The organism is Streptomyces sp. NPDC021012 (genome assembly GCF_044333355.1).
Taxonomy (GTDB): domain Bacteria; phylum Actinomycetota; class Actinomycetes; order Streptomycetales; family Streptomycetaceae; genus Streptomyces.
This window is the reverse complement of record NZ_JBIRQU010000001.1, coordinates 432,899-456,901: the sequence shown is the minus strand read 5'-3', so window position 1 is coordinate 456,901 and position 24,003 is coordinate 432,899. Positions and strand designations below refer to the sequence as shown.

The window sequence follows — 24,003 nt, the reverse complement described above, 5'->3', positions numbered from 1 at the left end:
CCGCACGGCCGAGCCCCCGTCCCCGGTGAGGGACGGGGGCTCGCGCGTGCCGCGGGACCGTCAGCGCATGTCGGCGGGGCGGGCCGTGCCCTCGAAGGGGAAGCGGCGGCGGAAGTCGTCGGCGGCGTCCTCCAGGGTGCAGAAGCTGACGCCGGCGTGCCCCGACACGTACTCGATGAACCGTTCCAGCATCAGCAGCACCTGCGGCCGGCCGCTGACGTCCGGGTGCAGGGTCACGGGGATGACCGCGTAGTCCAGCTCCCGGTACACCCAGTCGAACTGGTCGCGCCAGTCCTGCTCCAGGGCCCGGGGGCTGACGTAGCCGTGGCTGTTGTGGGCGTGCTTGTTGAACATCATGGGCGGCAGGTCGTCGACGTACCAGTTGCCGCAGAACTCCACCAGGTCGACCTCGTGGCCGTGGACCAGCGGCTTCATCCAGTCCTTGGCCTCCTTCGAGTAGTCGATCTTCGTCCAGCTGTCGCCCACGCGCGCGTAGAACGGGGTGAAGTCGCGGTAGTTCTGGCTGTGGTCGTACGAGAAGCCGTACTTGTGGAGCAGGGCGGCCGTGTGCGCCGACATCTCCCACCAGGGCGCCACGTAGCCGCGCGGCCTGCGGCCGGTGTACTCCTCGATCAGCTCGACCGAGCGGGCGAGGACGTCCTCCTCCTGCTGCGGGCTCATCGCGATCGGGTTCTCGTGCGAGTAGCCGTGCGCGCCGACCTCGTGGCCCGCCTCCACGACCATCCGGGTCTGCTCGGGGAACGTCTCGATGGAGTGGCCCGGGATGAACCAGCTGGTCCGGATCCCGTACCGCTCGAACAGCCTGAGCATGCGCGGGGTGCCGACCTCGCCCGCGAAGACACCGCGCTGGATGTCGTTGGGGGAGTCCTCGCCGCCGTAGCTACCGAGCCAGCCGGCCACGGCGTCGACGTCGACGCCCAGGGCGATCCTGATGTCCTTCGCGGTCATGCGGAGTGAGCCTTTCCGTACGTGTCGAGCAGGTGGTGCACACGGTCGACGGCGGCGGCCATCACGGCCTGGTCGGCCGCGCCCCACTCCCGCCCGGTGAGGCTGTGGGCGGAGATCCAGCCCGTCATGTCCGCGCCCCGGACGACGGGGAAGAGCAGCTGCGCGCGCACGCCGTAGACGTCGATCAGGGCCTGCGGCGGCTTCGGGTCGTCCCGGAAGTGCGGCTGGACGAGCGGGACGCGGTGCCGCTCCAGCCACTCGACCGTGTTGAGCCGGCGCTGGTCGAGACCGGCGTCGCGGCGGATGGAGCGGACGCCCGGGCCGAGCGCCTCGCCCGCCGTGAGGTCCACGTGCAGCCCGTACGCCGGCAGGTCGAGGCGCAGGGTGGTGCGGTCGGCGCCGATCGCCTCGCGCAGGTCGCCGAGCGCCCGCTGGAAGCCGGCCCGCAGACCGCCGGAGCGCAGCAGGTCGCCGTGGCCTTCGAGGGCGGGGTGCGCGCCGGCCAGGTCGAGAGCCTTCCAGAGCGTCGCGGAGACGCTGTCGAAGACCGGTATGCCGAGGGCGGCTTCGAGTCCGGGGGCGGCGCCCGCCCCGTACACGTTGGTGCAGACGACGGCGACCGCATGCGCGTCACCGGCGCCGGCCTGCTCGACCTGCCGGGCCACCTCGGGCTCGGGGATCCGGGCGAAGGCCTCGTTGTCGTCGATCCCGAACGGCTCGGCGAGCGAGCAGTCCAGGCCCTCGGCGGCGTACGTGGTGACGATCCGCTCGGCGACGTCCCGGGTGTAGGGGACGGCCAGGCCGAGCCGGGTCACGCCGTACGCGGCGCAGGCGTCGAGCAGCGCGAGCGTGGAGGTGGTCGCCGGGATGCCGGTCTCCGCGGTGATCGCGGCGGCGAGCCGCCGGTCGTGGTCGACGCCGAGCCAGGACCCGGAGGTGCCGTTCCAGGCGATGACGTCGACCCGCGCGTCGGCGAGCTGCCGCGCGGCGGCGAGCATCGGCTCGAAGGCGAACTGGGCGTCGGAGCCGCCGTCGAGGGCGATCCGGGTGACGGGTACGCGCGCGAAGTGGGCGCTCGCGAGGTCCCGGGCACCGTCGAGGAGGCGGTAGGTGACCGGCTCCAGACAGGTGTTGGAGGACGGGGTGAGCATGCCGATACGGATCATCGGACGGCGAGCCTCCTGCTGTAGTCGATGACGAGGGACGAGACGGTGAAGAGGACACCCGCGCCGACGAAGTAGAGCAGCGCCCAGGTGTACGAGCCGGTGCCGCCGACGATGTAGCCGACCGCGATCGGGGTGACGATGCCGGCGATGTTGCCGGCGAGGTTCATCGCGCCGCCGACGATGCCGGCGTTGGCCCGGCCGGCCAGGGTCGACGGGAGGGACCAGTAGAGGCCGGCCCAGCGCAGGAAGAACATGACGACGGAGAGCAGGGCGACGGCGGTGATCGGGTCCGGTACGAGGACCACGCCGAGCAGTCCGGCGACGACGGCCGCGCCGGCGACCCCCATCATCGTGCGCATCACGGCGTTGGCGCCCGCGCCGGCGGCCTTGCGCCGGTCGGAGATCCAGCCGCCGGTGAGCTCGCCGACGAAGCCCGCGCCGAAGATGACCAGGGTCGACCAGCCGATGGTCTTGATGTCGAAGCCCTTGGTCTCGGACAGGTACAGCGGGCCCCAGGTGAGCAGTCCGTAGAAGACGCCGTTGAAGCCCGTCCAGCCCAGGCACATCGCCCAGAACGAGCGGTGCCCGAGGTACGGGCGCAGGCCCGTGCGCTCGTCGGCGGGGCCGGCCGCGTCCTCCTCGGCGTGCGCGCTCTCGATGTACGCGGCCTCGGCGTCGTTCACGCCCGGGTGCTCGCGCGGGGTGTCGCGGACGTACCAGGCGGCGAACAGGCCGATGAGGACGGTCAGCACCCCGGCGATGACGAAGCTGGTCCGCCAGCTGCCGGTCCAGGCGATGAGCGCGGAGATGAGGATGCCGCCGAGCGCGGCGCCGAGCGGGGCGCCGCCGTCGAGGAGCACGGCGCCGCGGCCGCGCTCCTTCGCGGGCAGCCACTGGGCGTTGAGCTTGCCGCCCGCGGGCATGACGGGGGCCTCGACGGCGCCGAGGAGCAGGCGGTAGCCGAGCAGGGAGCCCGCGCCGGTGGCGGCGGCGGTGAGGGCCTGGGCCACGCCCCAGCCGACACAGGCGCCGGAGACCATCCTGCGGGGGCCGAAGCGGTCGGCGAGCCAGCCGCCGGGGATCTGCATCAGCGCGTACGTCCAGAAGAACGCGCTGAGGACGAAGCCGGTGGTCTCCTTGGAGAGCCCCAGGTCCTTGGTGATCAGGGGCAGGGCGACGGAGACGGAGCCGCGGTCGATGTAGTTGAGCGCGACGACACCGAGCAGCAGGACGAACATCTTCCAGCGGACCCGGCTGGGACGGCCGCCGGAGGGGGTGGCGGCCTTCGCCTGGGGGACGGTCTCGGGGACCGGTGGGGTACTCACGGACAAACCCTCGATTCACAGATCGCACAGGGTGAGACGTCGAAGCGCGGCGGGGCCCCGAGCCGCGTTTCGGTATACCAAAGCAGTGCACTGGGAGGGCGTCAAGCGTTTGGTATACCGTGATTGCATCGATACGGGGAGGGCGCATGACCGAGACCGAATCCGCCGTCACACCCACGAACGGCGGGGGCTGGCTCCGCGACCAGGTGTGCGAGGCCTTGCGGGACCGCATCATCGACGGCAGGCTGCGGCCGGGGGACCGGCTCGTCGAGCGCGACGTCGCCGAGGAGTTCGGCGTCTCCCGCGTCCCCGTCCGCGAGGCCATCCGCATCCTGCTCGGCGAGGGCTTCCTGTACGCCCTCTCGCCGCGCCGGATCGTGGTCCGGGAGCTCTCCGGGCAGGACGTGGAGAACCTCTTCGACCTGCGCGAGGCCCTGGAGGTACTGGCCGCGCGCAGGGCCGCCGAGCGCCGCACCGAGGCCCAACTCGCCGAACTCCACGCGCTGTTGGAGGAAGCGCGCAAGGTGACCCTGGTCGGCCGTCCGGAGCGCGTCTCGCGCGCCAACGCCGCCTTCCACCACCACATCGTGGAACTCGCGGGCAACGACATGCTCGCCTCGGCCCTGGGGTCCCTGGAGGGCCGGCTCCGCTGGCTCTTCCAGCAGATCGACGACCCCGGCTCCCTCTGGGCCGAGCACCGCACGCTGTACGAGGCGATCGCCGCGGGCGACGCCGACGCGGCGGCCGCCTGCTCGCTCCAGCACATCCGCCACTACCGCGACGTGGCGCTCGGGCTGCTCTTCGACGGCGGCACGGAAAAGGACTCGCCGTCCTGACGGGCTGTCGCCTAGAGTCCCTCGCAAGGGCGGGGTCGTAGCACAGAGGTAATGCGCCGCGATGACATCTCGGAGGACGCCGGTTCGAATCCGGTCGCCCCGCCCCCTTTCTCCTCTCCCCCCCCCCGGGCCCTCAGGCCTGCGGCATCACCGTGATCGCCGCCTCGGAGATCTTCACCGCCTCCTGCTCACAGGTGGCCGCCGGGTGCTGCTCGCCGCCCAGGGACACGTACACCACCAGGTTCCCCTTGCGGACGTCCAGCGTGCACGTGGTGTGCGCGTCGGTGGAGGTGCTCCAGAAGGCCTCGTCGGCGAAGGGGATGCCCGTCGCCGGGCGTCCGTCCTTCGCGTCGTCCGCGAACTCGCTCTTCTGGACCGCGGTGCCGTTCTCCTCGGTGCCGGCGCTGCGGCGCAGGTCCCAACGGACCACCGCGTGGGCGTAGTAGTTCCAGCCGTCCGCCTGCGGTTCGTCCTTGCCGACCCAGAAGCAGGTGGTCTCGGCGTGATCCGTGTTCTCGGTGTAGGAGTCCCGGCTGGTCTGCCGCTCCGCGGCCGGCAGCGGCAGCCGGCCGGCCGCCTCCGCGCAGACCGGCATCGTCACGTACAGGTCCGGCCGGTCCTCCGGACCGTCCCGCAGGGCCCACCAGGCGCCCGCGCCGAGCACGCAGAGGGCGACGGCGGCGGCGACGGCGACCGGGCCCCGCCGGCCGCGGCGGGCGGGCGCGTCGACCTGGGTGACGACGGCCGTCGGGGAGGCGGCGGGCGGTGCGGCCACGGCCGTCGGGGCGGTGACGGCGGGCGGCGCGACGACCGTGCGCTCGGGGTCCCCGTCCGGGTCTCGGTGGAGGAGCGCCTCGACGGTCTGCCGCTGCCCGGCGATGAGCGCGTGGACGGCGGGCGGCCACTGCCGGGCGGCCGGGGCCGCCGGGCCGAGCGCGCCGAGGAGCTGCGCGGGCGTCGGGCGGCCCGCCGGGGCCTTCGCCAGGCACCACGCGACCAGGCCGCGCAGCCCCTCCGGTACGGCGTCGAGGGCGGGTTCGGTGTGGACGACGTTGTACAGCGCCTGGAGCGTCGAGGGGCCCGCGAACGGGCTCGTACCGGTCGACGCCAGGGCCAGGACCGAGCCCAGCGAGAACACGTCGCTCGCCGGCGTGAGCTCCTTCCCCTCGGCCTGCTCGGGCGACATGAAGGCCGGCGAGCCGATGACCAGACCGGTCTGCGTGAGGCCGGTGAGGTCGCTCCCCGCCCCGGCCGCGCGCGCGATGCCGAAGTCGATGACGCGGGCGCCGTCCTCCGACAGCAGGACGTTCTCCGGCTTCAGGTCGCGGTGGATGAGCCCCGCCCGGTGGATCTCGTCGAGGGCCGTCGCCAGCTGCACGGCGAGCCGCCGCACGGTCTCGGCGGGCAGGGTGCCGGACCGTTCGACGGCCGCGCCGAGGGAGGGCCCGGCGACGAAGACGGAGGCGAGCCAGGGCGACGGCGCGTCGGCGTCGGCGGCGAGCACGGCCGCCGTACAGGCCCCGGACACCTTCCGGGAGGCCTCGACCTCGCGCCGGAACCGGGCCCGGAAGCCCTCGTCGTCGGCGAGCCGGGCATGCACCCGCTTCACGGCGGCGAGCCGCCCGTCGGGCCCGGCGCCGAGGTAGACGCGCCCCATGCCGCCGCGGCCGAGTTCGGCGAGGAGCCGGTACGGGCCCGCCTCGCGCGGGTCGGAGGGGCCCAGGGGCCGGGTCACGGGGTCGCCGCCTTCTTCGTGATCAGGCCGATGGCCTGCCGGGTGGTGGACTCGGTCAGGGCCTCGCACCTGCCGACGGGGTAGCGGGGGCCCCTGACCAGGACGAACAGGTCCAGGTTCACGTCCCGGGAGTACAGCACGCAGCGGTTGCCGTCGGGCTTGTACCAGAGCGCCTCCTCCGCGAAGCCGAGCGTGAAGACCCGGCGGGTGGCGCCCCGGATGTACATGCCCTCGTGCTGCTTCTTCGCCTGTTCGGCGCCGGTGGGGCCGCCGCTCTTCGACCGGTACAGGTCCCAGATGACGGTGATCTCGTCGCCGGAGCGGCTGTTCCAGACGCACTGGTTCGTCAGCTGGCCGCCGTTCGGGTCGGTCCGGGCCGGCCCGCCGTCCTGCGCGAGCCGCTGCTCGAACCCGGCGGGCACCTTCAGGCGCGGGTCCGCCTCCCGGCACGAGGGGACGGTGCCCGTGTACGCGTCGGCCACCTTGTCCAGCGGCACGTTCCCGGGCGTCGGCACGGGCTCGTCCGCGATCGCGTAGCGCACGCTGTCCGGCAGGCCCGTCACCGCGAGCACCGCGCCGCCGACGGCGAGGACCCCGGCGACGACGCCGGCCGCGATCCACCGTCGGCGCCGCCGGTCCCGCGGCCGCCGGACGGCGGGCTCGGTGACCGGCCCGCCGGGGCCGGGCGATCCGGCCTGCGCGGGCGGCGCCGTCCACGCCGCCCCGAGGGAGCCCCTGAGACGCTCCGTCTCCGCCCGCCGCTCCCCGATCAGCCGGTGCACCCCCTCCGGCCAGGGCCGCGCCGACGGCGCCACCGGCCCGACCAGGGCGAGGAGGTCCCGGGGCGAGGGCCGCAGGCCGGGGTCCGGGGCGAGGCAGGCGCCGATGAGCCCCCGCAGGCCGGGCGGTACGGCGGCGAGGTCGGGCGCCTCGTGGGCGACGGCGTACAGGAGCGCGGGGACCGAGTCGCCGTGGAACGGCGCCCGCCCCGTGCAGGCCACGGCCAGGGTCGAGCCGAGCGCGAAGACGTCGGCGGCGGGCCCCGGGGTCTCGCCCCGGATCTGCTCGGGCGCCATGAACGCGGGGGAGCCGACGAGCGCGCCCGTGTGCGTCAGCTTCGTCAGCTGGTCCCCGGCCCGCGCGATGCCGAAGTCGATCACCCGGACGCCGTCCGCCGTGAGCACGATGTTCGAGGGCTTGAGGTCCCGGTGGACGAGGCCCACCCGGTGGATGTCGGCGAGCGCCTGCGCGAGACCCGCCGCCAGCTGCCGTACCGCCTCCTCGGGCAGGACGCCCCCGGCGACGGCCTCGCTCAGCGTGGGGCCCTCCAGGAACAGGGAGGCGAGCCAGGGCTCCGGCGCGTCCGCGTCGGCGTCGACCACCGGGGCCGTATAGGCGCCGGAGACCCGGCGGGAGGCGTCCACCTCGCGCCGGAACCGGGCCCGGAAGCCCTCGTCGTCGGCCAGGTCGGCGTGGATCTGCTTGACGGCGACGAGCTGCCCGCTCGCCGACGCGCCGAGCAGCACCCGGCCCATCCCGCCCTGCCCGAGCACACCGATCACCCGGAACGGCCCCACCCGCTCGGGGTCGTTCGGCCCGCGTGCCTGCATCTCGTCCCCTTCCCCCGTGAACGCGGAAGGGATCCTAATCGGTGGCCGCCGCGGTCAGTTGAGCATGGCCCTCGCCGCCTGCGCCCGCCGCCGGATCGCCGTCGCCGACTCCGGGTCCACCGCGTCCATCACCTGCGCGTACGCCTCCATCTCGACCGCGCCCGTCAGGAACTCCCCGCGCTGGACGAGCAGCTCGGCCCGCTCGTAGCGGAGCCTCGCCGGGTGGGAGGGGAGCAGCAGGGCGAGCTCCACGGCCCACAGGGCCACGTCGGAGCGCTCGGGACGGGAGGCGGCCCAGGCGCGGATGTTGTTGAGGATCCGCAGGACGATCGCGCCCGGCTCGGCCGGCCGGAGCATCGAGCGGTCGAGGGCCTCGCCCGTCGCGCTCGCCACCAGGAGCTCGGCGTCCGTGGCCGTCATGGCCCGTCCGCCGGAGAACGGGTCGGCGAGGTCCAGGTCGGCCGGGTCGCCGAAGCCGACGACGAAGTGGCCGGGCAGCCCGAGCCCGTACACCGGGGCGCCGGCCCGGCGGGCGACCTCCATCCAGACGACGGAGAGCAGGATGGGCAGGCCCCGGCGGCGCCGCAGCACCTCGTGCAGGAGCGAGGACTCCAGGCGCTGGTAGTCGGCGGGCACGCCCTCGAAGCCCTCGTGGCGGCCGAGGAGCACGGCGAGTTCCGCGGCCCAGTCGCCGGTGATCCGGGTCGCGTACGGGACGAGCCCGGCGAGCCGGTCGAGTTCGATCTCGGCCTCGTCGATCTCGCGCCGGGTGACGGAGGGGTCGGCGACCGCCCCGATCAGCAGGCAGAGCCGGGCGAGGTCGGGGCGCTCGGCCCGGGCCTCCTCGGCGAACTCCCGCCGCCAGTCGGGCGCGTCGACCGCTGGTTCGTCCTCGCTCACGCCTCCGCCCATCGGTAGTGGTGGTAGTGGTGGTGGGGCGCGAAGCCCATGCCGTCGTACAGCGCCCGCGCGCCGTCGTTGTCCGCCTCCACCTGGAGCCAGGCCGCCGACGCGCCCTCGTCGAGCGCCTGCCGGGCGAGCGCCGTCATGACGGCCGTCGCCAGGCCCCGGCGCCGCTGCCCGGGGTCGACCTCGACCGCCATGAAGCCGGCCCAGCGGCCGTCGACCACACAGCGTCCGATCGCCGCCGGCACCCCTCCGGTGCCCGCGACGGACGCGAACCACACGCTCGGACCGGACGCGAGGACGGACCGGACGGCCGGGCCCGCCTCCTCGTCGCCGGAGAAGCGCCGGTAGCGGCGCAGCCAGGCCTCGTCGGCCGTCCGGGAGAGGCGTACGGCGGAGACGTCGGCGTCCAGGTCGCCGATCGGGGCGAGGGCCCCGATCCGCACCTCCGCGGAGACCTCGCGCCGCCAGCCGTGCCGATCGAGGGCGGCGCACAGCAGCTCCTGGGTGCCCTCGGCGCCGGTCGCGGCCTGGACGTACGCGGGGAGCTCCCGGGCCGCGTACCACGCGCGCACGTGCGTCAGGGCCTCGCCGACGGGCATCCCCGGATCACCGAGCGGGAGGGCGGAGTTGGCGCGCCGCGTGAAGCCCACCCGTCGCCCGACCGCCACCCCTCCGGGACGCCCTTCGGGCGGCACCTCGTAGAACGCCGCCCGCAGCGTCCACTCGCCCAGGGCCTCGCTCTCCACCGGCTGCCACGCGCGCGCGGTGGCGCGGGCGAGTTCCGCGAAGGTGGCCGAGGGGCCCCGGCGGCGGGCCGGTGCGGCCGGGACGACCTTGCCCGCGACCAGCGCGGATTCCGCGATCCGGACGCTCTCGCCGCTCTTTCGTGTGATCAGCAGCACACCGGCATCCCATGATGTGAGAACCCCGACCGCGTCGGTGAACTTCTCGCCAGGTTCCGCCGAGTCCGTCACGTACCGAACGGAGACACGTTTTCCCACGTCAGCGCTGGTGATGCGCACTTCAAGGCGCCCTCCGCCGGTGATTTCCACAGCTTCTCCGCCCCTCCTGTTCGGATCGCCCCCAAGAACGGAGATACTAGGTGCGGGCATCGACGACGCCGCGCTCCCGCGCAGACCAGCCCTATCGAGGAGGAACGACAGCGTGACCTACGTCATCGCGCAGCCTTGTGTCGACGTCAAGGACAAGGCGTGCATCGAGGAGTGCCCCGTCGACTGCATCTACGAGGGCAAGCGGTCCTTGTACATCCACCCGGACGAATGCGTCGACTGCGGGGCCTGTGAGCCGGTCTGCCCGGTCGAGGCGATCTTCTACGAGGACGACACCCCGGAGGAGTGGAAGGACTACTACAAGGCGAACGTCGAGTTCTTCGACGAGCTCGGTTCGCCCGGTGGTGCCTCCAAGCTCGGCGAGATCGAGCGCGACCACCCCTTCATCGCCGCCCTGCCGCCGCAGAACGGCTGATCCATCCGCCCTCGGTCCCGTACGGCCTCGCCGCTGTACGGGGCCGAAGCGTTTTCCGTACGTACGAGGAAGTGAGCCAACCCGTGAGCGCAGTCTCTTCGCGCCTGCCCGTCTTCCCCTGGGACAAGCTGGAGCCGTACAAGAAGACGGCCGTGGCGCACCCGGACGGGATCGTGGACCTCTCCGTCGGCACGCCCGTGGACCCGGTCCCCGCGCTGATCCAGGAGGCCCTGGTCGCGGCGGCGGACTCGCCGGGCTATCCCACGGTGTGGGGGACGAAGGAGCTGCGGGACGCGCTCACCGGCTGGTGCGAGCGGCGCCTGGGCGCGGTGGGCTTCGCCCACGAGAACGTGCTGCCGGTGGTCGGCTCCAAGGAGCTGGTGGCCTGGCTGCCGACGCAGCTGGGGCTCGGCGCCGGTGACGCGGTGGCGTACCCGCGGCTGGCGTACCCGACGTACGAGGTCGGCGCGCGGCTGTGCGGCGCGACGCCCGTCGTCTACGACGACCCGGTGGCGGACCTGGACCCGGCCGCCGTCAAGCTGCTCTGGCTCAACTCCCCGTCCAACCCGACCGGCAAGGTCCTCGCCAAGGACGAGCTGACCCGGATCGTGGCCTGGGCGCGCGAGCACGGGATCCTCGTCTTCTCCGACGAGTGCTACCTGGAGCTGGGCTGGGAGGCCGACCCGGTCTCGGTCCTGCACCCGGACGTCTGCGGCGGTTCGTACGAGGGGATCGTCGCGGTCCACTCGCTGTCCAAGCGCTCCAACCTGGCGGGCTACCGGGCCGCGTTCGTCGCGGGCGACGCGGCCGTCCTGGGCGAGCTGCTCCAGATCCGCAAGCACGGCGGCATGATGACCGCGGCCCCGGTGCAGGCGGCGACGGTCGCGGCGCTCGGCGACGACGCGCACGTGGCCGAGCAGCGCGAGCGGTACGCGGCCCGCCGGGCGGCGCTGCGGGCGGCCCTGGAGGCGCACGGCTTCCGGATCGAGCACAGCGAGGCGAGCCTGTACCTGTGGGCGACCCGTGACGAGCCGTGCTGGGACACCGTGGCGTACCTGGCGGAGAAGGGCATCCTGGTGGCCCCCGGCGACTTCTACGGCGAGGCCGGGGAGCGGTTCGTGCGGGTGGCGTTCACCGCGACGGACGAGCGGGTCGAGGCCGCGGTCAAGCGCCTGGGCTGAGCCCCTGAGACACCGGAGGGCCCGGGGAGCGTGTGCTCCCCGGGCCCTCCGTGTGTCGCGGTGCGGGTCAGCCGCCGATCGGCAGGCCGCCGAGGGTCTGGCCGGTCGGCAGGCCGCCCAGGCCACCGCCCAGGGCGCCACCGGTCGGGCCCTCGGCGCTCTCGGCGGCGGCGCCGGCGGTCTGGCCGACGACCTCGCCCGTGCTGCCGGCCGTCTTGCCGACGACCTGCTGGGCGGCGGGGGCGGCGGTCTTGCCGGCCGTGCCGATGGTCTTGCCGGCGGCCGGGACGGCGGTGCCGACGGCCTTGCTGCCGGTCTCGCCGACCACGCCGGTGGCGGTCTGCGAGGCGCCGTCGAGGGCGCTCCCCGCGCCGGCGGCGTCCAGGGCGGTCACGCCACCGAGGGCGCCGGTCGGCGCGAGGCCCTGGTCGAGGGCGCTCGCGGAGCCGGCCGCACCGACCACGGGGGCTGCTCCGGCCGCGAGCAGGAGGGCGGCGCGGGCGATCCGACGGGTCAGGGGGAGGGACATGGTGCTCCTTCGGCGAAGAGGACGATTACGCGGTGACAACCGGCCCTGGGGCGGGGGAGGTTGCGGCGACCGAAGGTAAAGAGTTGGCAATGCGTCGTATTGTCGGGTGGGGAGGAAAACGGACGAACGTGTCATTGTGCGAAGCCCTGCCGAACCGTCACTTCCCTTGTGGCGCAAGGGAAGCGAGGGGGAGGGGTGACGTACGGGGAAAGCGGCCCCCGCGCCTCTCGAATTTCTTCCGGCCGGGACCGGCGCCATGCCACGCCCGGGTGACGGACCGCACGGGTGCTCGGGCCCGGAAAGCTACGGGGCGAGCCGCATGCGGACGGAGTCCCCGACCCCGGCAGCGCCCCCGGCGGCCGCCCCCGGGAGCGTCGACCAGCCCCCGTCGGCCTCGCCCGCGCGCCACACCCGGTCCCCGAACGAGACCTCCGTGATCCGCAGCGTGTCCGCCCGCGCCACCGCCCACTGCGCCAGCTCCCAGCCGCGCCGCTCGTCCGAACCGGCCCCCGGCGCGCTCCCCGCGCCCGTCGCACCCCGGACCGGCACCACGAGCACCGGCGGCTCGGCGGCCGAGCGGCCCGCGCTCGGACCGCCCGTCACCGCCGTCGGCGCCGCCTTCTCGCCGAAGGCCCGCACCAGCTCCCCGCGCACCTGCGCCGGATCGCCCGGCCGGCCCTTCGCCACGGCCGTCGTACAGGTCAGCGCCGCCGGCGACCGGCCCGTCAGCGCGGCCGAGAGCAGCGTGGCGTCCGGCTCGTGCTTCGCGTACGCCTGCGGGAAACCGCTCCGCTGCACCTTCTGCGCCGCCACCGTCAGCGGCAGCCGCGAATACCCCGGGACCTTCTCCAGGCCCTCGTAGAACTTCCCCGCCGAGTACACCGGGTCCATGATCTGGGCCTCCGTACCCCAGCCCTGCGAGGGCCGCTGCTGGAACAGCCCCAGCGAGTCCCGGTCGCCGTGCTCGATGTTCCGCAGCGCCGACTCCTGGAGCGCGGTCGCGAGCGCGATCGTCACGGCCCGCTCCGGCATCCCCCGGGTGGTCCCCACCGCCGCGATCGTCGCCGCGTTGGACGCCTGCTCCGGAGTGAACTCGTAGCGGTTGTCCCCACTGCCCACACCGCACCGGGGCGCACCCGTGCTGCCCGTCATCTGGTGGAACGCCACATAGGAGGCGAGGCCGAGAAGCGCGGCGAAGGCGGCCGCGGAACGGGCGAGGCGGCCGCGGCGGCGGGGACGGATGGGCTCGGACACGGGGCCCACCGTACTGGAGGCCGAGTTAGGGTCGGCACATGGCAGACATCACCCCGCTCGACGGCCCCATCGACCTCTCCCTCGACGGGGCGGCGCTCACCGCCGCCCTCGTCGACTTCCCCTCCGTCAGCGGGACCGAGCAGCCGCTCGCCGACGCGATCGAGGCGGCCCTGCGCGCCCTGCCGCACCTCACCGTCGACCGCCTCGGCAACAACATCGTCGCCCGCACGAACCTCGGCCGCGACGAGCGGGTCGTCCTCGCCGGCCACATCGACACCGTGCCGATCGCCGACAACGTGCCCTCGCGCCTCGACGAGGACGGCATCCTCTGGGGCTGCGGCACCTCCGACATGAAGTCCGGCGTCGCCGTCCAGCTGCGCATCGCCGCCACCGTCCCCGAGCCCAACCGCGACCTCACGTTCGTCTTCTACGACAACGAGGAGGTCGCCGCCCACCTCAACGGCCTCGGGAAGATCGCCGACGCGCGCCCCGAATGGCTGGAGGGCGACTTCGCCGTCCTCCTGGAGCCCTCCGACGGCCAGGTCGAGGGCGGCTGCCAGGGCACCCTCCGCGTCATCCTGCACACCGCCGGCGAGCGCGCCCACTCCGCGCGCGCGTGGATGGGCTCCAACGCCATCCACACCGCCGCCCCGATCCTCGACCGCCTCGCCGCCTACGAGCCGCGCAAGCCGGTCATCGACGGCCTCCAGTACCACGAGGGCCTCAACGCCGTACGGATCGAGGGCGGCGTCGCCACCAACGTCATCCCCGACGCCTGCGCCGTCACCGTCAACTACCGGTACGCCCCCGACCGCTCCCCGGCCGAGGCCCTGGCGTACGTCCGCGAGTTCTTCGACGGCATCGCGATCTCCGAGTTCGTCGTCGACGACGAGAGCCCCGGCGCCCTGCCCGGCCTCTCCCACCCCGCGGCCGAGGCCTTCATGAAGGCCGTCGGCGGCAGCGCGCAGCCCAAGTTCGGCTGGACCGACGTCGCCCGCTTCAGCGCCCTCGGCGTGCCCGCCGTGAACTACGGCCCCGGCGACCCCCTGTACGCGCACAAGCGCGACGAGCACGTCCACGTCGACCGCATCCACCACTGCGAGGCGCGGCTCCGCGACTGGCTGACCGCCCGTCTCCCGTAATTTCGGATTTCGTCACCTCAGTGGTCCTACGCTGACCCCACCAGAAGATCGTCGGTTCGACGGAGGGAGCAGGCCATGGGTATCCCCGAAGGGGAGGCGAAGCCCGAGGAGCAGCGGCTGGGACCGGTGCTCAGGCGCAGGGACCAGGTCCAGCCGGGCACCACGGACCAGAGGCTGCTCGACACCGAGGGCGACTCGGAGTGGGTGCACACCGACCCCTGGCGGGTCATGCGCATCCAGTCCGAGTTCGTCGAGGGCTTCGGCGCCCTCGCCGAACTGCCGAGCGCGATCAGCGTCTTCGGTTCGGCCCGCACGAAGCCGGACTCCCCGGAGTACGAGGCGGGCGTACGGATCGGCAAGGCGCTCGTCGAGGCCGGCTTCGCGGTCATCACGGGCGGCGGCCCCGGCGCCATGGAAGCGGCCAACAAGGGAGCCCGGGAGGCCAAGGGCATCTCGGTGGGCCTCGGCATCGAGCTCCCCTTCGAGCAGGGGCTCAACCCGCACGTCGACATCGGCGTGAACTTCCGCTACTTCTTCGTCCGCAAGACGATGTTCGTGAAGTACGCGCAGGGCTTCGTCGTCCTCCCCGGCGGCCTCGGCACCCTCGACGAGCTCTTCGAGGCCCTCACCCTGGTCCAGACCCGCAAGGTCACCCGCTTCCCGATCGTCCTCTTCGGCACCGCCTACTGGAAGGGCCTCGTCGACTGGCTCCGCGACTCCGTCGTCGCCGGCGGCAAGGCCAGCGAACGCGACCTCCTCCTCTTCCACGTCACGGACGACGTGGAGGAGGCGGTGGCGTTGGTGACGAAGGAGGTCGGCCGCTAAGGCCGACCGCGCCGGTCGGTTGTGGGCAATCGTTCCGCGGGGCGGAACGGGTGGGCACAACCGACCACCGGCCCGCAGACGCGGGTCTAGGCCAGCCCCCGCCGGGCCACGGCGGGCGCGCGGTGCCCCGCGATGGACGCCACCATGTCCAGCACCTGCCGCGTCTCGGCGACCTCGTGCACCCGATACACCTGGGCGCCCAGCCACGCCGACACCGCCGTCGTGGCCAAGGTCCCGAGCACCCGCTCCTTGACCGGCCGGTCGAGCGTCTCCCCGACGAAGTCCTTGTTGGACAGGGACACCAGCACCGGCCACCCGGTCGCCGCCATCTCCCCGAGCCGCCGCGTCGCCTCAAGACTGTGCCGCGTGTTCTTCCCGAAGTCATGGCCGGGATCGATCATGATCCCGTCCCGCCGCACGCCCAGCGCGACCGCCCGCTCGGCGAGACCCACCGTGACCCGCAGGATGTCGGCCATCACGTCCTCGTACTCGACCCGGTGCGGCCGCGTCCGCGGCTCCGCGCCGCCGGCGTGCGTGCAGACGAGCCCCGCGCCGTACTTCGCGGCGACCTCCGCGAGCCGCGGGTCGACCCCGCCCCACGCGTCGTTCAGGACGTCCGCCCCGGCTTCGCAGACCGCCTCGCCGACGTCCGCCCGCCAGGTGTCGACGCTGATCACCACGTCGGGGTGGCGCCTGCGGACCTCGGCGACGAAACCGACCGTGCGCCGCGCCTCCTCCTCGGCCGTCACCTCCTCGCCGGGGCCGGCCTTCACCCCGCCGATGTCGATGATCGCGGCCCCCTCGGCCACGGCCTGCTCGACCCGGGCGAGGGCCGGTTCGTCGCGGAAGGTCGCGCCCTGGTCGTAGAAGGAGTCAGGGGTCCGGTTCACGATCGCCATGATCACCGGCTCGTGCGGCCCGAATTCACGCCGTCCCAAGCGCAGCATCCCTTTTGTCCTCCCTCGCGTCCGTTCGCCTGTGACCCTAACCGTCAGTGGCGCATGGCACGATCGGCACGGGACGTTTTCCACTCCGGGGAGAGGCGCGCAGGTGTTCTGGTTTCTGCTCATCACGATGGTCGTGGTCGTGGCCGCGGTGACCCTCGCCGTGGTCGGCGGCGGCGACAGCGAGGTGCTGCCCGAGGTGGCGCCCGAGCAGCTCGTCGACCCGCTTCCGCTCGCCCGGCCGGTGGACCGCGCCGACGTCGAGGCGCTCCGCCTCCCCGTCTCCGCCCGCGGCTACCGGATGGCCGACGTGGACGACGTCCTCGTACGGCTCGGCGCCGAGCTCGCGGAGCGTGACGCCCGCATCGCCGAGCTGGAGGAGGCGCTCGCGGGCGCGGCCCCCGGCGGCGACGCCGGGACGGAGGGCGGGGAGAAGTGACGGGCGAGGCGATCCCCGGGCCCGACGGGCGGCTGCGCTGCCCCTGGGGCCTGTCGACCGAGGACTACGTCGCGTACCACGACGAGGAGTGGGGCCGCCCGGTCCACGGCGACGACGCGCTGTTCGAGCGGCTCTGCCTGGAGGCCTTCCAGTCGGGCCTGTCGTGGATCACGATCCTGCGCCGCCGCGAGGGCTTCCGGAAGGCTTTCTCCGGCTTCCGGATCGCCGAGGTGGCCCGCTTCACCGAGGCCGACCGCGAGCGGCTCCTCGCCGACGAGGGCATCATCCGCAACCGCGCCAAGATCGACGCGACCATGGCCAACGCGAAGCTGCTCGCCGAGTGGTCCCCGGGCGAGCTCGACGCCCTGATCTGGTCCCACGCCCCGGCGCCCCGCCGCGCCGTACCGCGCACGATCGCCGACGTCCCGGCGGTCACCGACGAGTCGACGGCCCTCTCCAAGGCCCTCAAGAAGCGCGGCCTCCGCTTCATCGGCCCCACCACGGCCTACGCCCTGATGCAGGCCTGCGGCCTGGTCGACGACCACCTGAAGGGCTGTGTGGCCCGGGGCGGGAACTGACCCCGGACCACACACCCGTCCACAGCCGGCCGGATCCCACGGATCCGCCCGCCGGTCGTGCGAACGGGTTCCGCCCGAGGTCAGCGGCCCAGGTACCGCGGCTTCTCCTTGGCGATGAAGGCGCGGACCGCGATCGTGTGGTCCTCCGAGGCGCCGGCGAGGGTCTGGAGCTCCTCCTCCTTGTCGAGGGCCTCGGTGAGGGAGTGGCCGGCGCCGTAGGCGAGGGACTCCTTCAGGGCCGCGTACGCCACGGTCGGGCCCTCCGCGAGCTTCCGGGCCACCTTCTCCGCCTCGGCGGCCAGGTCGGCGGCCGGGACCAGACGGTTCACGATGCCGAGCTCGTACGCCTCCTGGGCGGAGATCGAGCGCGGGAAGAGCAGCAGGTCGGAGGCCCGGCTCGCGCCGATCAGGCGGGGCAGCGTCCACGACACGCCCGAGTCGGCGGTGAGCGCGACGCCCGCGAAGGCGGTGTTGAAGGAGGCGGTGTCCGCGACGACGCGGTAGTCGGCGGCGAGCGCGAAGCCGAAACCGGCCCCGGCGGCGACGCCGTTCACCCCCGCGACGACCGGCTTCCGCATCCCGGTGAGCGCGCGCACGATCGGGTTGTAGTGGTCGCGGACCGTGTTCATGGTCTCGCTCGTGCCGGACTCCTGGTCCGCCGCCAGCAGCCCGACGTGCTCCTTCAGGTCCTGGCCCACGCAGAACGCCCGGTCGCCCGCCGCCGTCAGGAGCACCGCCCGTACGGCGGTGTCGGCCGAGGCCGTCTCCGCGGCCTCCCGGAGGGCGACCTTCGTCGCGATGTTCATCGCGTTCATCGCCTCGGGCCGGTTGAGCGTGATGGTGGCGAGTCCGTCGCTCACCTCGTACAGCACCGTGTCGGCCATCGGGATCCCTTCGCCTCATTGCGTGGTTGACCAGCACAGCATGGCGGAGATCACCCGTGCCGCCCATGTGAGCTGCGTCAAAGAACGAAGGCGGGCGGTGCGAGATCGAGTGGCGAAGTATCGCAGGCCGATCCCCGAAATGTGGGGTTTTGCGGGAGCGCGTTGCGCAAGCGATGCCGATCGATGTTGGTCATCGGGTCCTGCCATGCGGGATAATGACCTGGAAGCAATGTGTTCGAAGCCGGTGACGCGTGCTCCACACCATGGAGCTGCCCGGCTGACAATGAGCTGGTTTCAGGAAGGGGAACAAGCATGGCGGCCATGAAGCCGCGGACGGGTGACGGCCCGCTCGAGGTGACCAAGGAGGGGCGGGGCATCGTCATGCGCGTTCCGCTCGAAGGCGGCGGTCGGCTTGTCGTCGAGCTGACTCCGCAGGAGGCCGAGGAACTGGGCGAGGCCCTCAAGAAGGTCGTCGGCTGACCCTCTTCTCCACGATTCCTGAGCGCTGCCCCGGTACGGTCCGCCGTCCCGGGGCAGCGGTGTCTCCGGGGCCGGGGCCCGTGTGACCGGGAGCGGTCAGCCGCGCCGTACCGCGCAGAGCAGGCCGTCGCCCACCGGCAGCAGCGACGGGACGAGCTCCTGGCTCTCCCGCACCGCGCGCAGCAGCTCGCGGACCCGCTGGACCTCCGGCGGCTGGGCCCCCGCGTCGATCGTGCGGCCGTCCGCGAAGACGCCCTCGAAGCAGACGAGGCCCCCAGGTCGCAGCAGGCGCAACGATTCAGCGAGGTAGTCCAGGTACTCGAGCCGGTCGCCGTCGCAGAACACCAGGTCGTACCCGCCGTCCGCGAGCCGCGGCAGCACGTCCAGGGCGCGGCCGGGGATGAAACGGGCCCGGTTGCCCGCGAAGCCCGCCGCCCGGAACGCCGTCTTCGCGAGCTGCTGCCGCTCCGGCTGGAGGTCCACCGTCGTCAGGACGCCGTCCGGCCGCATCCCGAGCAGCAGATAGATCCCCGACACGCCCGTGCCGGTGCCGATCTCCGCCACCGCCTTGGCGTCCGCCGTCGCGGCGAGCAGGCGCAGCGCCCCGCCGGTGCCCGGCGACACCGAGGGCAGCCCTGCCTCCCGGGCCCGCTCCCGGGCCCAGCGCAGAGCTTCGTCCTCGGCGACGTAGGCGTCGGCGAACGACCAGCCCGTCTGCCGGTTGGCGGTAATGGCCCTCTCCTGTCCCCGTAGTTGACGCAACGGTGACTGTATCCGCTGTCAGCGGGAACCCGCAGATGGGACCGGGCGTTCACCAGGGGAAGGAAGCGACAGGAGGCAGCCGGGCGAGCCGGTTCCAAATTCGCGTAAAGATTCTTATCCGGAGCTAACGGGCGAGGTGGCTATGGTAGGGGCTCCACTGGACACCACCAGAGCCGACAGGGGAGGTGCGGCTGCGCCTGTGGATCGGGGAGGAGTGCTTCGGCGTCTTCTCAGGTCGGCGGGTGAGCCGAAATCCGTGACCGACACAGCTGACCGTTTCCGCACCACCGACTCCGCTCCCACCACCGCGACCTTCGCATCGGATGCGGAATCGCAGGCGTGGACCCCTCCCACCTGGGAGGAGATCGTCAGCACCCACAGCGGCCGGGTCTACCGCCTCGCCTACCGCCTGACGGGCAACCAGCACGACGCCGAGGACCTGACGCAGGAGGTCTTCGTCCGCGTCTTCCGCTCGCTGTCGACGTACACCCCGGGCACCTTCGAGGGCTGGCTGCACCGCATCACCACCAACCTCTTCCTCGACATGGTCCGCCGCAAGCAGCGCATCCGCTTCGACGCGCTCGCCGACGACGCGGCCGAGCGGCTCCCGAGCCGCGAGCCCTCGCCGCAGCAGGCGTTCAACGACACGCACTTCGACGCCGACGTGCAGCAGGCCCTGGACACCCTCGCGCCCGAGTTCCGCGCCGCGGTCGTCCTCTGCGACATCGAGGGCCTCTCGTACGAGGAGATCGCCGCGACCCTCGGCGTGAAGCTCGGCACCGTCCGCAGCCGCATCCACCGCGGCCGCTCCCACCTGCGCAAGGCCCTCAAGCACCGCTCGCCCGAGGCCCGGGCGGAGCGTGCCCTCGCCTCCGTCGGATGGGAGGCAGGGACAGCGTGAGCGGCACACGTCCCACGTCACCGACCCCCGCGGAGCACCACCTCGGGGACCGGCTGGCCGCGCTCGTCGACGGCGAACTCGGCCACGACGCCCGCGAGCGGGTCCTCGCCCACCTCGCGACCTGCGCCCGCTGCAAGGCCGAGGCCGACGCCCAGCGCACCCTGAAGAGCGTCTTCGCCTCGGCGGCTCCGCCACCGCCCTCCGAGGGCTTCCTCGCCCGGCTCCAGGGCCTCCCCGGGGGACCCGGCGAGCCGGGAGGACCCGGTGGACCGCGCGGCCCCCTCGAAGAGCTCCTCGGCGCGGGCGGAGTGAAGTCCGACGGCTTCGCCACCGCCGCCGTCGTCACCCCGCACCCCGGCACCCGCGGGGCCGGCTTCCGCATCCACGAGGTCGGCTACCGGCCCTCCGGGACCTCCGGGCGCGGCCGGCGCTTCGCCTTCGCGGCGGCCAGCGCCGTCTCGTTCGCGGCGATCGCCCTCGGCGGCACCCTGCCCCTCGAAAGCTCGGTCACCGCGAGCGCGCGCGGCGGCCAGGGCACCGGCAGCGCCATCACCCCGCTGCGCGCCTCCACCGCGGCGGGCGGCGGCGCGGGCGCGACGTTCGGGCGCGGCACGCGCTCCGGCGAGCGTTCGGGCGCCCAGTCCGTCGACGAGGCCGAGCCGCTCGTCGCGGTCACCCCGGCCGGCGTCCCGCAAGGACCCGTCGCGCCCACGGCCCAGGGCACCGTCCCGTCGGGCGCGGTCCCGCCGGACGCGGTGCGCTCCGCCGCCTCGCCGCTGGTGGCCGTACAGCTCAGGAACCCGGCCCAGCAGTCGCTCCTGGCCCTCTCGCCGTTCATACGGCCGACTGCCCCGGCGCTCCGACTGGCCTTCACCCCCGGGCCCGGCCCGACGGCGAGCCCGACGGCCACACCGCTCGGCTCCCACCGCTGACCCGCGACCTGGTTGAATCCAGGGACACGGGCGCCCGACCCAGGGGCGCGGACGGGTCAGCGGTTGCGGGGAGAGCATGGACAACGGGAAGCCGAACTGGTGGAGCCGGCCTTCGAGCGCACCGGAGGCGGCGCGCATACCCACCCCGCCGTCGACCGACGAGGCCGACGGCGACTTCCCCCTGCCCGCACCCCGGCCGAGCCAGGAGCCCACGCCCGCGGCAGCCACCGGGGCACCTGGGCAGGGCGCCGAGCCTCCGGCAGCGGCCCCCGCGCCGGCCACCGAGCCCGAGGCGCCCGCACCGGCCGTGGGGCTGACGAAGCCGGCGCCCGAGCCGGCTCCCGTGGCGGCACCGGCAGCCGCCGAGCCCGAGGCGGCCGCGCCCGCGCCGGCCGTCGAGCTGACGAAGTCCGTACCCGCGCCGGAGCTCGCACCCGTACCCGCACCCGCGCCCCCGGCGGAGCCGGTTCCCGGGCCCCCCGCGCCGCAGCCCCTGCACGCCCCCGACGAGTACCGGACGCCGCCCTACGGCGAGCCGGGGCCGTGGGCGCCCGCGCCGCCCGTGCAGCGGCCGCCCGCCCCCGTACCGCCGCAGGCGCACCACCAGCCCCACCTGCACCCGCAGCCGCAGCAGCAGGCCGGGCCCGCGCCCTGGGAGCAGTACGACCCCTGGGGGGTGGCCGAGGCCGGGGTGGCGCCGGTGGCCGCCAAGAAGTCGCGGAAGGGCCTCGCGCTCGCGGGCGCGCTGGTCTTCGCGCTGATCACCGGCGTCATCGGCGGCGGCGTCGGCGCGTACGTCGAGCGGAACGGCGGGCTCACCACCGTCGAGCTGCCGCAGGCCGAGCCCGGGGACACCGGCCGCGCCCCCGACAGCGTCGCCGGGATCGCCGCCAGCGCCCTGCCCGGCGTCGTCACCCTGCACGTCAGGGGCAACGGCTCCTCCGGCACCGGCACCGGCTTCGTCCTGGACACCAAGGGCCACATCCTCACCAACAACCACGTCGTCGACGGGGCCGCGTCCTCCGAGGACATCTCGGTGACCTTCTCCAGCGGCGAGACGGCCCGCGCCAGGCTCATCGGCAAGGACACCGGCTACGACCTGGCCGTCGTCCAGGTCACCGGCGTCTCCGGCCTCAAGCCGCTCCCGCTCGGCAACTCCGACAACGTCCGCGTCGGCGACCCCGTCGTCGCCATCGGCGCCCCCTTCGACCTCTCCAACACCGTCACCTCCGGCATCATCAGCGCCAAGGAGCGCCCGATCACCGCCGGCGGCGAGAAGGGCGACGGCAGCGACATCAGCTACGTCGACGCCCTCCAGACCGACGCCCCCATCAACCCCGGCAACTCCGGCGGCCCGCTGCTCGACTCCAAGGCCGCGGTCATCGGCATCAACAGCGCGATCCGCGCCGCCGGCGGCTCCGGCGAGGGCGAGGGCGGCGGCGCCAGCCAGCCCGGCTCCATCGGCCTCGGCTTCGCCATCCCGATCAACCAGGGCAAGCGCGTCGCCGAGGAGCTCATCAACACCGGCAAGGCCACCCACCCCGTCATCGGTGTGAGCCTCGACATGCAGTACCAGGGCGACGGCGCCCGCGTCGGCGAGAAGGGCAAGGACGGCACGGCCTCCGTCACCCCCGGCGGCCCGGCCGCCAAGGCGGGACTCCGGCCCGGGGACGTCATCACCCGGGTCGACGGCCAGCGCGTGCACAGCGGCGAGGAGCTCATCGTGAAGATCCGCGCCCACCGCCCCGGCGACAAGCTGGAGCTCACCCTGACCCGGAACGGCAAAGAGCTGACAAAGACCTTGACGCTCGGATCCTCGCAGGGCACCTGAGCGCCATGTGGCGGACCCCCGGAGGTACCCGCCCGGCGGTTTCGGCGGGTACCGTGGACCGGGCCCTGGACCGGCGTGAAGGAGCTACTAGGTGTTCAGCGACATAGGCGCACTCGAGCTGGTGACGCTCGTGGTCCTCGCCGTGCTCGTCTTCGGGCCGGACAAGCTCCCGAAGGTGATCCAGGACGTCTCGCGCTTCATCCGGAAGATCCGTGAGTTCTCCGACAGCGCGAAGGCGGACATCCGCAGCGAGCTGGGCCCGGAGTTCAAGGACTTCGAGTTCGAGGACCTCAACCCGAAGACGTTCCTCCGCAAGCAGCTGGAGAGCAACGAGGACCTCAGGGAGCTGAAGGAGCTGCGCGGCACGTTCGACCTCAAGAAGGAGATGAACGAGGTCGCCGACGCCGTCCACGGCCGGGAGACCGCGCCCGTGCCCACGTCCGCCCCGGCGGCCGTCAACGGCTCCCCGGACCTGCTGAAGAAGCAGGACAAGCGAGACGATCAGGGCGCTGCTGAGCGTCCTCCGTACGACTCCGACGCCACCTGACGACGCCCTGTCACCGAACCGCTGCTCCCCGGTGGCTATCCTCCCTCTGTTGACGGAACGAGGAGGCGGCCGGAATGAAGACGACGAGTCGGGTGGAAGCCGACGGCTTTCTGCGCGCACCCTTCGCCTGGTACGGGCTCGACGAGGCGTTCACCGGCCCGCGCCGGCTGATGCAGATCGGCACGGCCGCGGACGGCACGGTGCAGCACGGCTCGATGGGCCACGGTGACGAGCCGTCGATAAAGTCCGAGGCCGGCGGCGCGGAGAAGGAGCGTTTCGCCGTCGTCGTGACGGTCGCCGCGAACCCCGTGCGCCGCACCGGGGACGGCACCGGCGTCCTCGACGCCACCACGGTCTCCTCGGCCGCCTGGCTGGCCGGCTCCGGGCTCCTCGCCCACACCTGGCCCGCCTCGCTCGACCACGCGCTGCGCGACAACTGGCTGGACCAGCAGACCGAGACCGCCTTCGAGCTCGCCGACGACCTCGACGGACCGGAGTGGTCCACGCTGTCGCTGCCGGTGGACGGGGTGCCGGTGCCGTTCCACTACCGGGAGTCCGAGTTCGGGTGGGTGCTCGCCGGGTCCGCCGGGGACGTGCACATCGGGGCGTACGGGCGGGGGATGAGCGCGTACGGACTCGGGTTCTCGCGGGTGAAGGACCTCGGCGCGTACGCCTGACGAGGCCCGTACGCCTGACGACACGACGAAGGGCGCCCCCGGTGGGGGCGCCCTTCGTCGTA

25 protein-coding genes and 1 tRNA gene are annotated in these 24,003 nt (G+C 73.5%); 14 read left to right on the top strand and 12 right to left on the bottom strand.

The window, feature by feature from the left end; all coding sequences use genetic code 11:
• Positions 1-60 precede the first annotated feature (60 nt).
• From ACH4TP_RS02080 to ACH4TP_RS02070, 3 genes are read right to left on the bottom strand one after another with little or no spacing between them, the layout of a single operon-like run.
• The gene (locus ACH4TP_RS02080) at positions 61-969 is read right to left on the bottom strand and encodes a polysaccharide deacetylase (RefSeq protein ID WP_398435251.1); all 909 of its coding nucleotides are present in this window, start codon (positions 967-969) and stop codon (positions 61-63) included.
• Positions 966-2,135, bottom strand: coding sequence for a hypothetical protein (locus ACH4TP_RS02075; RefSeq protein ID WP_398435249.1), 1,170 nt, complete (start codon positions 2,133-2,135; stop codon positions 966-968). The genes ACH4TP_RS02080 and ACH4TP_RS02075 overlap by 4 nt, the downstream gene beginning before the upstream one ends.
• Positions 2,132-3,460, bottom strand: a complete 1,329-nt coding sequence (locus ACH4TP_RS02070) for an MFS transporter (RefSeq protein WP_398435247.1) — start codon at positions 3,458-3,460, stop codon at positions 2,132-2,134. The genes ACH4TP_RS02075 and ACH4TP_RS02070 overlap by 4 nt, the downstream gene beginning before the upstream one ends.
• A 146-nt stretch (positions 3,461-3,606) precedes the next feature.
• Here ACH4TP_RS02070 and ACH4TP_RS02065 point away from each other — a divergent pair, with 146 nt between their 5' ends.
• Positions 3,607-4,296 carry a GntR family transcriptional regulator gene (locus tag ACH4TP_RS02065; protein ID WP_398435246.1) on the top strand — a complete coding sequence of 230 codons (690 nt, stop codon included), beginning with the start codon at positions 3,607-3,609 and terminating at the stop codon, positions 4,294-4,296.
• Between the two features lie 29 nt (positions 4,297-4,325).
• Positions 4,326-4,400 (top strand) — tRNA-Val (locus tag ACH4TP_RS02060).
• Positions 4,401-4,429: 29 nt separating this feature from the next.
• Here ACH4TP_RS02060 and ACH4TP_RS02055 read toward each other — a convergent pair.
• From ACH4TP_RS02055 to ACH4TP_RS02040, 4 genes are read right to left on the bottom strand one after another with little or no spacing between them, the layout of a single operon-like run.
• The gene (locus ACH4TP_RS02055) at positions 4,430-6,031 is read right to left on the bottom strand and encodes a serine/threonine-protein kinase (protein ID WP_398435244.1); all 1,602 of its coding nucleotides are present in this window, start codon (positions 6,029-6,031) and stop codon (positions 4,430-4,432) included.
• The gene (locus ACH4TP_RS02050) at positions 6,028-7,641 is read right to left on the bottom strand and encodes a serine/threonine-protein kinase (protein ID WP_398435243.1); all 1,614 of its coding nucleotides are present in this window, start codon (positions 7,639-7,641) and stop codon (positions 6,028-6,030) included. Before ACH4TP_RS02050 ends, ACH4TP_RS02055 begins: the two co-directional genes overlap by 4 nt.
• A 54-nt stretch (positions 7,642-7,695) precedes the next feature.
• Positions 7,696-8,553: a tetratricopeptide repeat protein gene (locus ACH4TP_RS02045; RefSeq protein WP_398186643.1), complete on the bottom strand. Its 858-nt coding sequence runs from the start codon at positions 8,551-8,553 to the stop codon at positions 7,696-7,698.
• Positions 8,538-9,602 (bottom strand): GNAT family N-acetyltransferase, encoded by a 1,065-nt coding sequence (locus tag ACH4TP_RS02040; protein ID WP_398435241.1) that lies wholly within the window; start codon positions 9,600-9,602, stop codon positions 8,538-8,540. The genes ACH4TP_RS02045 and ACH4TP_RS02040 overlap by 16 nt, the downstream gene beginning before the upstream one ends.
• A gap of 112 nt (positions 9,603-9,714) precedes the next feature.
• On the opposite strand from ACH4TP_RS02040, the gene fdxA reads away from it, so the two are divergent.
• On the top strand, positions 9,715-10,035 hold the full coding sequence (gene fdxA / locus ACH4TP_RS02035) for a ferredoxin (protein ID WP_015035968.1): 321 nt from the start codon (positions 9,715-9,717) through the stop codon (positions 10,033-10,035).
• An 83-nt stretch (positions 10,036-10,118) separates the two neighbouring features.
• On the top strand, positions 10,119-11,216 hold the full coding sequence (locus ACH4TP_RS02030) for a bifunctional succinyldiaminopimelate transaminase/glutamate-prephenate aminotransferase (RefSeq protein ID WP_389231734.1): 1,098 nt from the start codon (positions 10,119-10,121) through the stop codon (positions 11,214-11,216).
• Positions 11,217-11,283: 67 nt separating this feature from the next.
• Here ACH4TP_RS02030 and ACH4TP_RS02025 read toward each other — a convergent pair whose 3' ends face one another.
• Both ACH4TP_RS02025 and ACH4TP_RS02020 read right to left on the bottom strand, forming a co-directional pair.
• Entirely contained in the window at positions 11,284-11,745 is a 462-nt protein-coding gene (locus tag ACH4TP_RS02025; RefSeq protein ID WP_389231731.1) for an ATP-binding protein, read from the bottom strand.
• Positions 11,746-12,048: 303 nt separating this feature from the next.
• The gene (locus ACH4TP_RS02020) at positions 12,049-13,008 is read right to left on the bottom strand and encodes a hypothetical protein (protein ID WP_398435239.1); all 960 of its coding nucleotides are present in this window, start codon (positions 13,006-13,008) and stop codon (positions 12,049-12,051) included.
• A gap of 29 nt (positions 13,009-13,037) precedes the next feature.
• Here ACH4TP_RS02020 and dapE point away from each other — a divergent pair, with 29 nt between their 5' ends.
• Entirely contained in the window at positions 13,038-14,141 is a 1,104-nt protein-coding gene (gene dapE, locus ACH4TP_RS02015; protein ID WP_389231725.1) for a succinyl-diaminopimelate desuccinylase, read from the top strand.
• A gap of 75 nt (positions 14,142-14,216) precedes the next feature.
• Entirely contained in the window at positions 14,217-14,966 is a 750-nt protein-coding gene (locus ACH4TP_RS02010; protein ID WP_398435237.1) for a TIGR00730 family Rossman fold protein, read from the top strand.
• Between the two features lie 86 nt (positions 14,967-15,052).
• Here ACH4TP_RS02010 and folP read toward each other — a convergent pair whose 3' ends face one another.
• The gene (gene folP / locus ACH4TP_RS02005; RefSeq protein ID WP_389231719.1) at positions 15,053-15,913 is read right to left on the bottom strand and encodes a dihydropteroate synthase; all 861 of its coding nucleotides are present in this window, start codon (positions 15,911-15,913) and stop codon (positions 15,053-15,055) included.
• Positions 15,914-16,016: 103 nt separating this feature from the next.
• Here folP and ACH4TP_RS02000 point away from each other — a divergent pair, with 103 nt between their 5' ends.
• A complete protein-coding gene (locus tag ACH4TP_RS02000) occupies positions 16,017-16,349 on the top strand; it encodes a hypothetical protein (RefSeq protein ID WP_389231716.1) in 333 nt (110 codons plus the stop codon).
• A complete protein-coding gene (locus ACH4TP_RS01995) occupies positions 16,346-16,927 on the top strand; it encodes a DNA-3-methyladenine glycosylase I (RefSeq protein ID WP_398186629.1) in 582 nt (193 codons plus the stop codon). Before ACH4TP_RS02000 ends, ACH4TP_RS01995 begins: the two co-directional genes overlap by 4 nt.
• 80 nt (positions 16,928-17,007) lie before the next feature.
• Here the strand turns inward: ACH4TP_RS01995 and ACH4TP_RS01990 are convergent, their stop codons facing one another.
• On the bottom strand, positions 17,008-17,811 hold the full coding sequence (locus ACH4TP_RS01990) for an enoyl-CoA hydratase/isomerase family protein (RefSeq protein ID WP_398186626.1): 804 nt from the start codon (positions 17,809-17,811) through the stop codon (positions 17,008-17,010).
• Between the two features lie 312 nt (positions 17,812-18,123).
• Here ACH4TP_RS01990 and ACH4TP_RS01985 point away from each other — a divergent pair, with 312 nt between their 5' ends.
• The gene (locus tag ACH4TP_RS01985; protein ID WP_086831452.1) at positions 18,124-18,291 is read left to right on the top strand and encodes a DUF3117 domain-containing protein; all 168 of its coding nucleotides are present in this window, start codon (positions 18,124-18,126) and stop codon (positions 18,289-18,291) included.
• A gap of 96 nt (positions 18,292-18,387) precedes the next feature.
• Here ACH4TP_RS01985 and ACH4TP_RS01980 read toward each other — a convergent pair whose 3' ends face one another.
• Entirely contained in the window at positions 18,388-19,053 is a 666-nt protein-coding gene (locus ACH4TP_RS01980; protein WP_389231706.1) for an O-methyltransferase, read from the bottom strand.
• A 142-nt stretch (positions 19,054-19,195) separates the two neighbouring features.
• Here ACH4TP_RS01980 and sigE point away from each other — a divergent pair, with 142 nt between their 5' ends.
• The 5 genes from sigE to ACH4TP_RS01955 all read left to right on the top strand — a co-directional run bounded on the left by sigE (position 19,196) and on the right by ACH4TP_RS01955 (position 23,941).
• Positions 19,196-19,954 (top strand): RNA polymerase sigma factor SigE, encoded by a 759-nt coding sequence (gene sigE / locus ACH4TP_RS01975; RefSeq protein WP_078908486.1) that lies wholly within the window; start codon positions 19,196-19,198, stop codon positions 19,952-19,954.
• Positions 19,951-20,886: an anti-sigma factor family protein gene (locus ACH4TP_RS01970; RefSeq protein ID WP_398186621.1), complete on the top strand. Its 936-nt coding sequence runs from the start codon at positions 19,951-19,953 to the stop codon at positions 20,884-20,886. The genes sigE and ACH4TP_RS01970 overlap by 4 nt, the downstream gene beginning before the upstream one ends.
• A gap of 76 nt (positions 20,887-20,962) precedes the next feature.
• Complete coding sequence (locus tag ACH4TP_RS01965) at positions 20,963-22,717, top strand: trypsin-like peptidase domain-containing protein (RefSeq protein WP_398435234.1); 1,755 nt, start codon at positions 20,963-20,965, stop codon at positions 22,715-22,717.
• Between the two features lie 91 nt (positions 22,718-22,808).
• Positions 22,809-23,264 carry a sec-independent translocase gene (locus tag ACH4TP_RS01960; protein ID WP_398186616.1) on the top strand — a complete coding sequence of 152 codons (456 nt, stop codon included), beginning with the start codon at positions 22,809-22,811 and terminating at the stop codon, positions 23,262-23,264.
• A 74-nt stretch (positions 23,265-23,338) separates the two neighbouring features.
• Positions 23,339-23,941: a hypothetical protein gene (locus ACH4TP_RS01955; RefSeq protein WP_398435232.1), complete on the top strand. Its 603-nt coding sequence runs from the start codon at positions 23,339-23,341 to the stop codon at positions 23,939-23,941.
• Positions 23,942-24,003: the final 62 nt, after the last annotated feature.

Coding starts and splice junctions, on each gene's coding strand:
- ACH4TP_RS02025 (WP_389231731.1), bottom strand. CDS start 11,745: ATGTCCCTCCCCCTGACCCGTCGGATCGCCCGCGCCGCCCTCCTGCTC.
- folP (WP_389231719.1), bottom strand. CDS start 15,913: ATGCTGCGCTTGGGACGGCGTGAATTCGGGCCGCACGAGCCGGTGATC.
- ACH4TP_RS02075 (WP_398435249.1), bottom strand. CDS start 2,135: ATGATCCGTATCGGCATGCTCACCCCGTCCTCCAACACCTGTCTGGAG.
- ACH4TP_RS01990 (WP_398186626.1), bottom strand. CDS start 17,811: ATGGCCGACACGGTGCTGTACGAGGTGAGCGACGGACTCGCCACCATC.
- ACH4TP_RS01965 (WP_398435234.1), top strand. CDS start 20,963: ATGGACAACGGGAAGCCGAACTGGTGGAGCCGGCCTTCGAGCGCACCG.
- ACH4TP_RS02080 (WP_398435251.1), bottom strand. CDS start 969: ATGACCGCGAAGGACATCAGGATCGCCCTGGGCGTCGACGTCGACGCC.
- ACH4TP_RS01985 (WP_086831452.1), top strand. CDS start 18,124: ATGGCGGCCATGAAGCCGCGGACGGGTGACGGCCCGCTCGAGGTGACC.
- ACH4TP_RS02050 (WP_398435243.1), bottom strand. CDS start 7,641: ATGCAGGCACGCGGGCCGAACGACCCCGAGCGGGTGGGGCCGTTCCGG.
- dapE (WP_389231725.1), top strand. CDS start 13,038: ATGGCAGACATCACCCCGCTCGACGGCCCCATCGACCTCTCCCTCGAC.
- ACH4TP_RS02010 (WP_398435237.1), top strand. CDS start 14,217: ATGGGTATCCCCGAAGGGGAGGCGAAGCCCGAGGAGCAGCGGCTGGGA.
- ACH4TP_RS02045 (WP_398186643.1), bottom strand. CDS start 8,553: ATGGGCGGAGGCGTGAGCGAGGACGAACCAGCGGTCGACGCGCCCGAC.
- ACH4TP_RS01955 (WP_398435232.1), top strand. CDS start 23,339: ATGAAGACGACGAGTCGGGTGGAAGCCGACGGCTTTCTGCGCGCACCC.
- sigE (WP_078908486.1), top strand. CDS start 19,196: ATGGTAGGGGCTCCACTGGACACCACCAGAGCCGACAGGGGAGGTGCG.
- ACH4TP_RS02065 (WP_398435246.1), top strand. CDS start 3,607: ATGACCGAGACCGAATCCGCCGTCACACCCACGAACGGCGGGGGCTGG.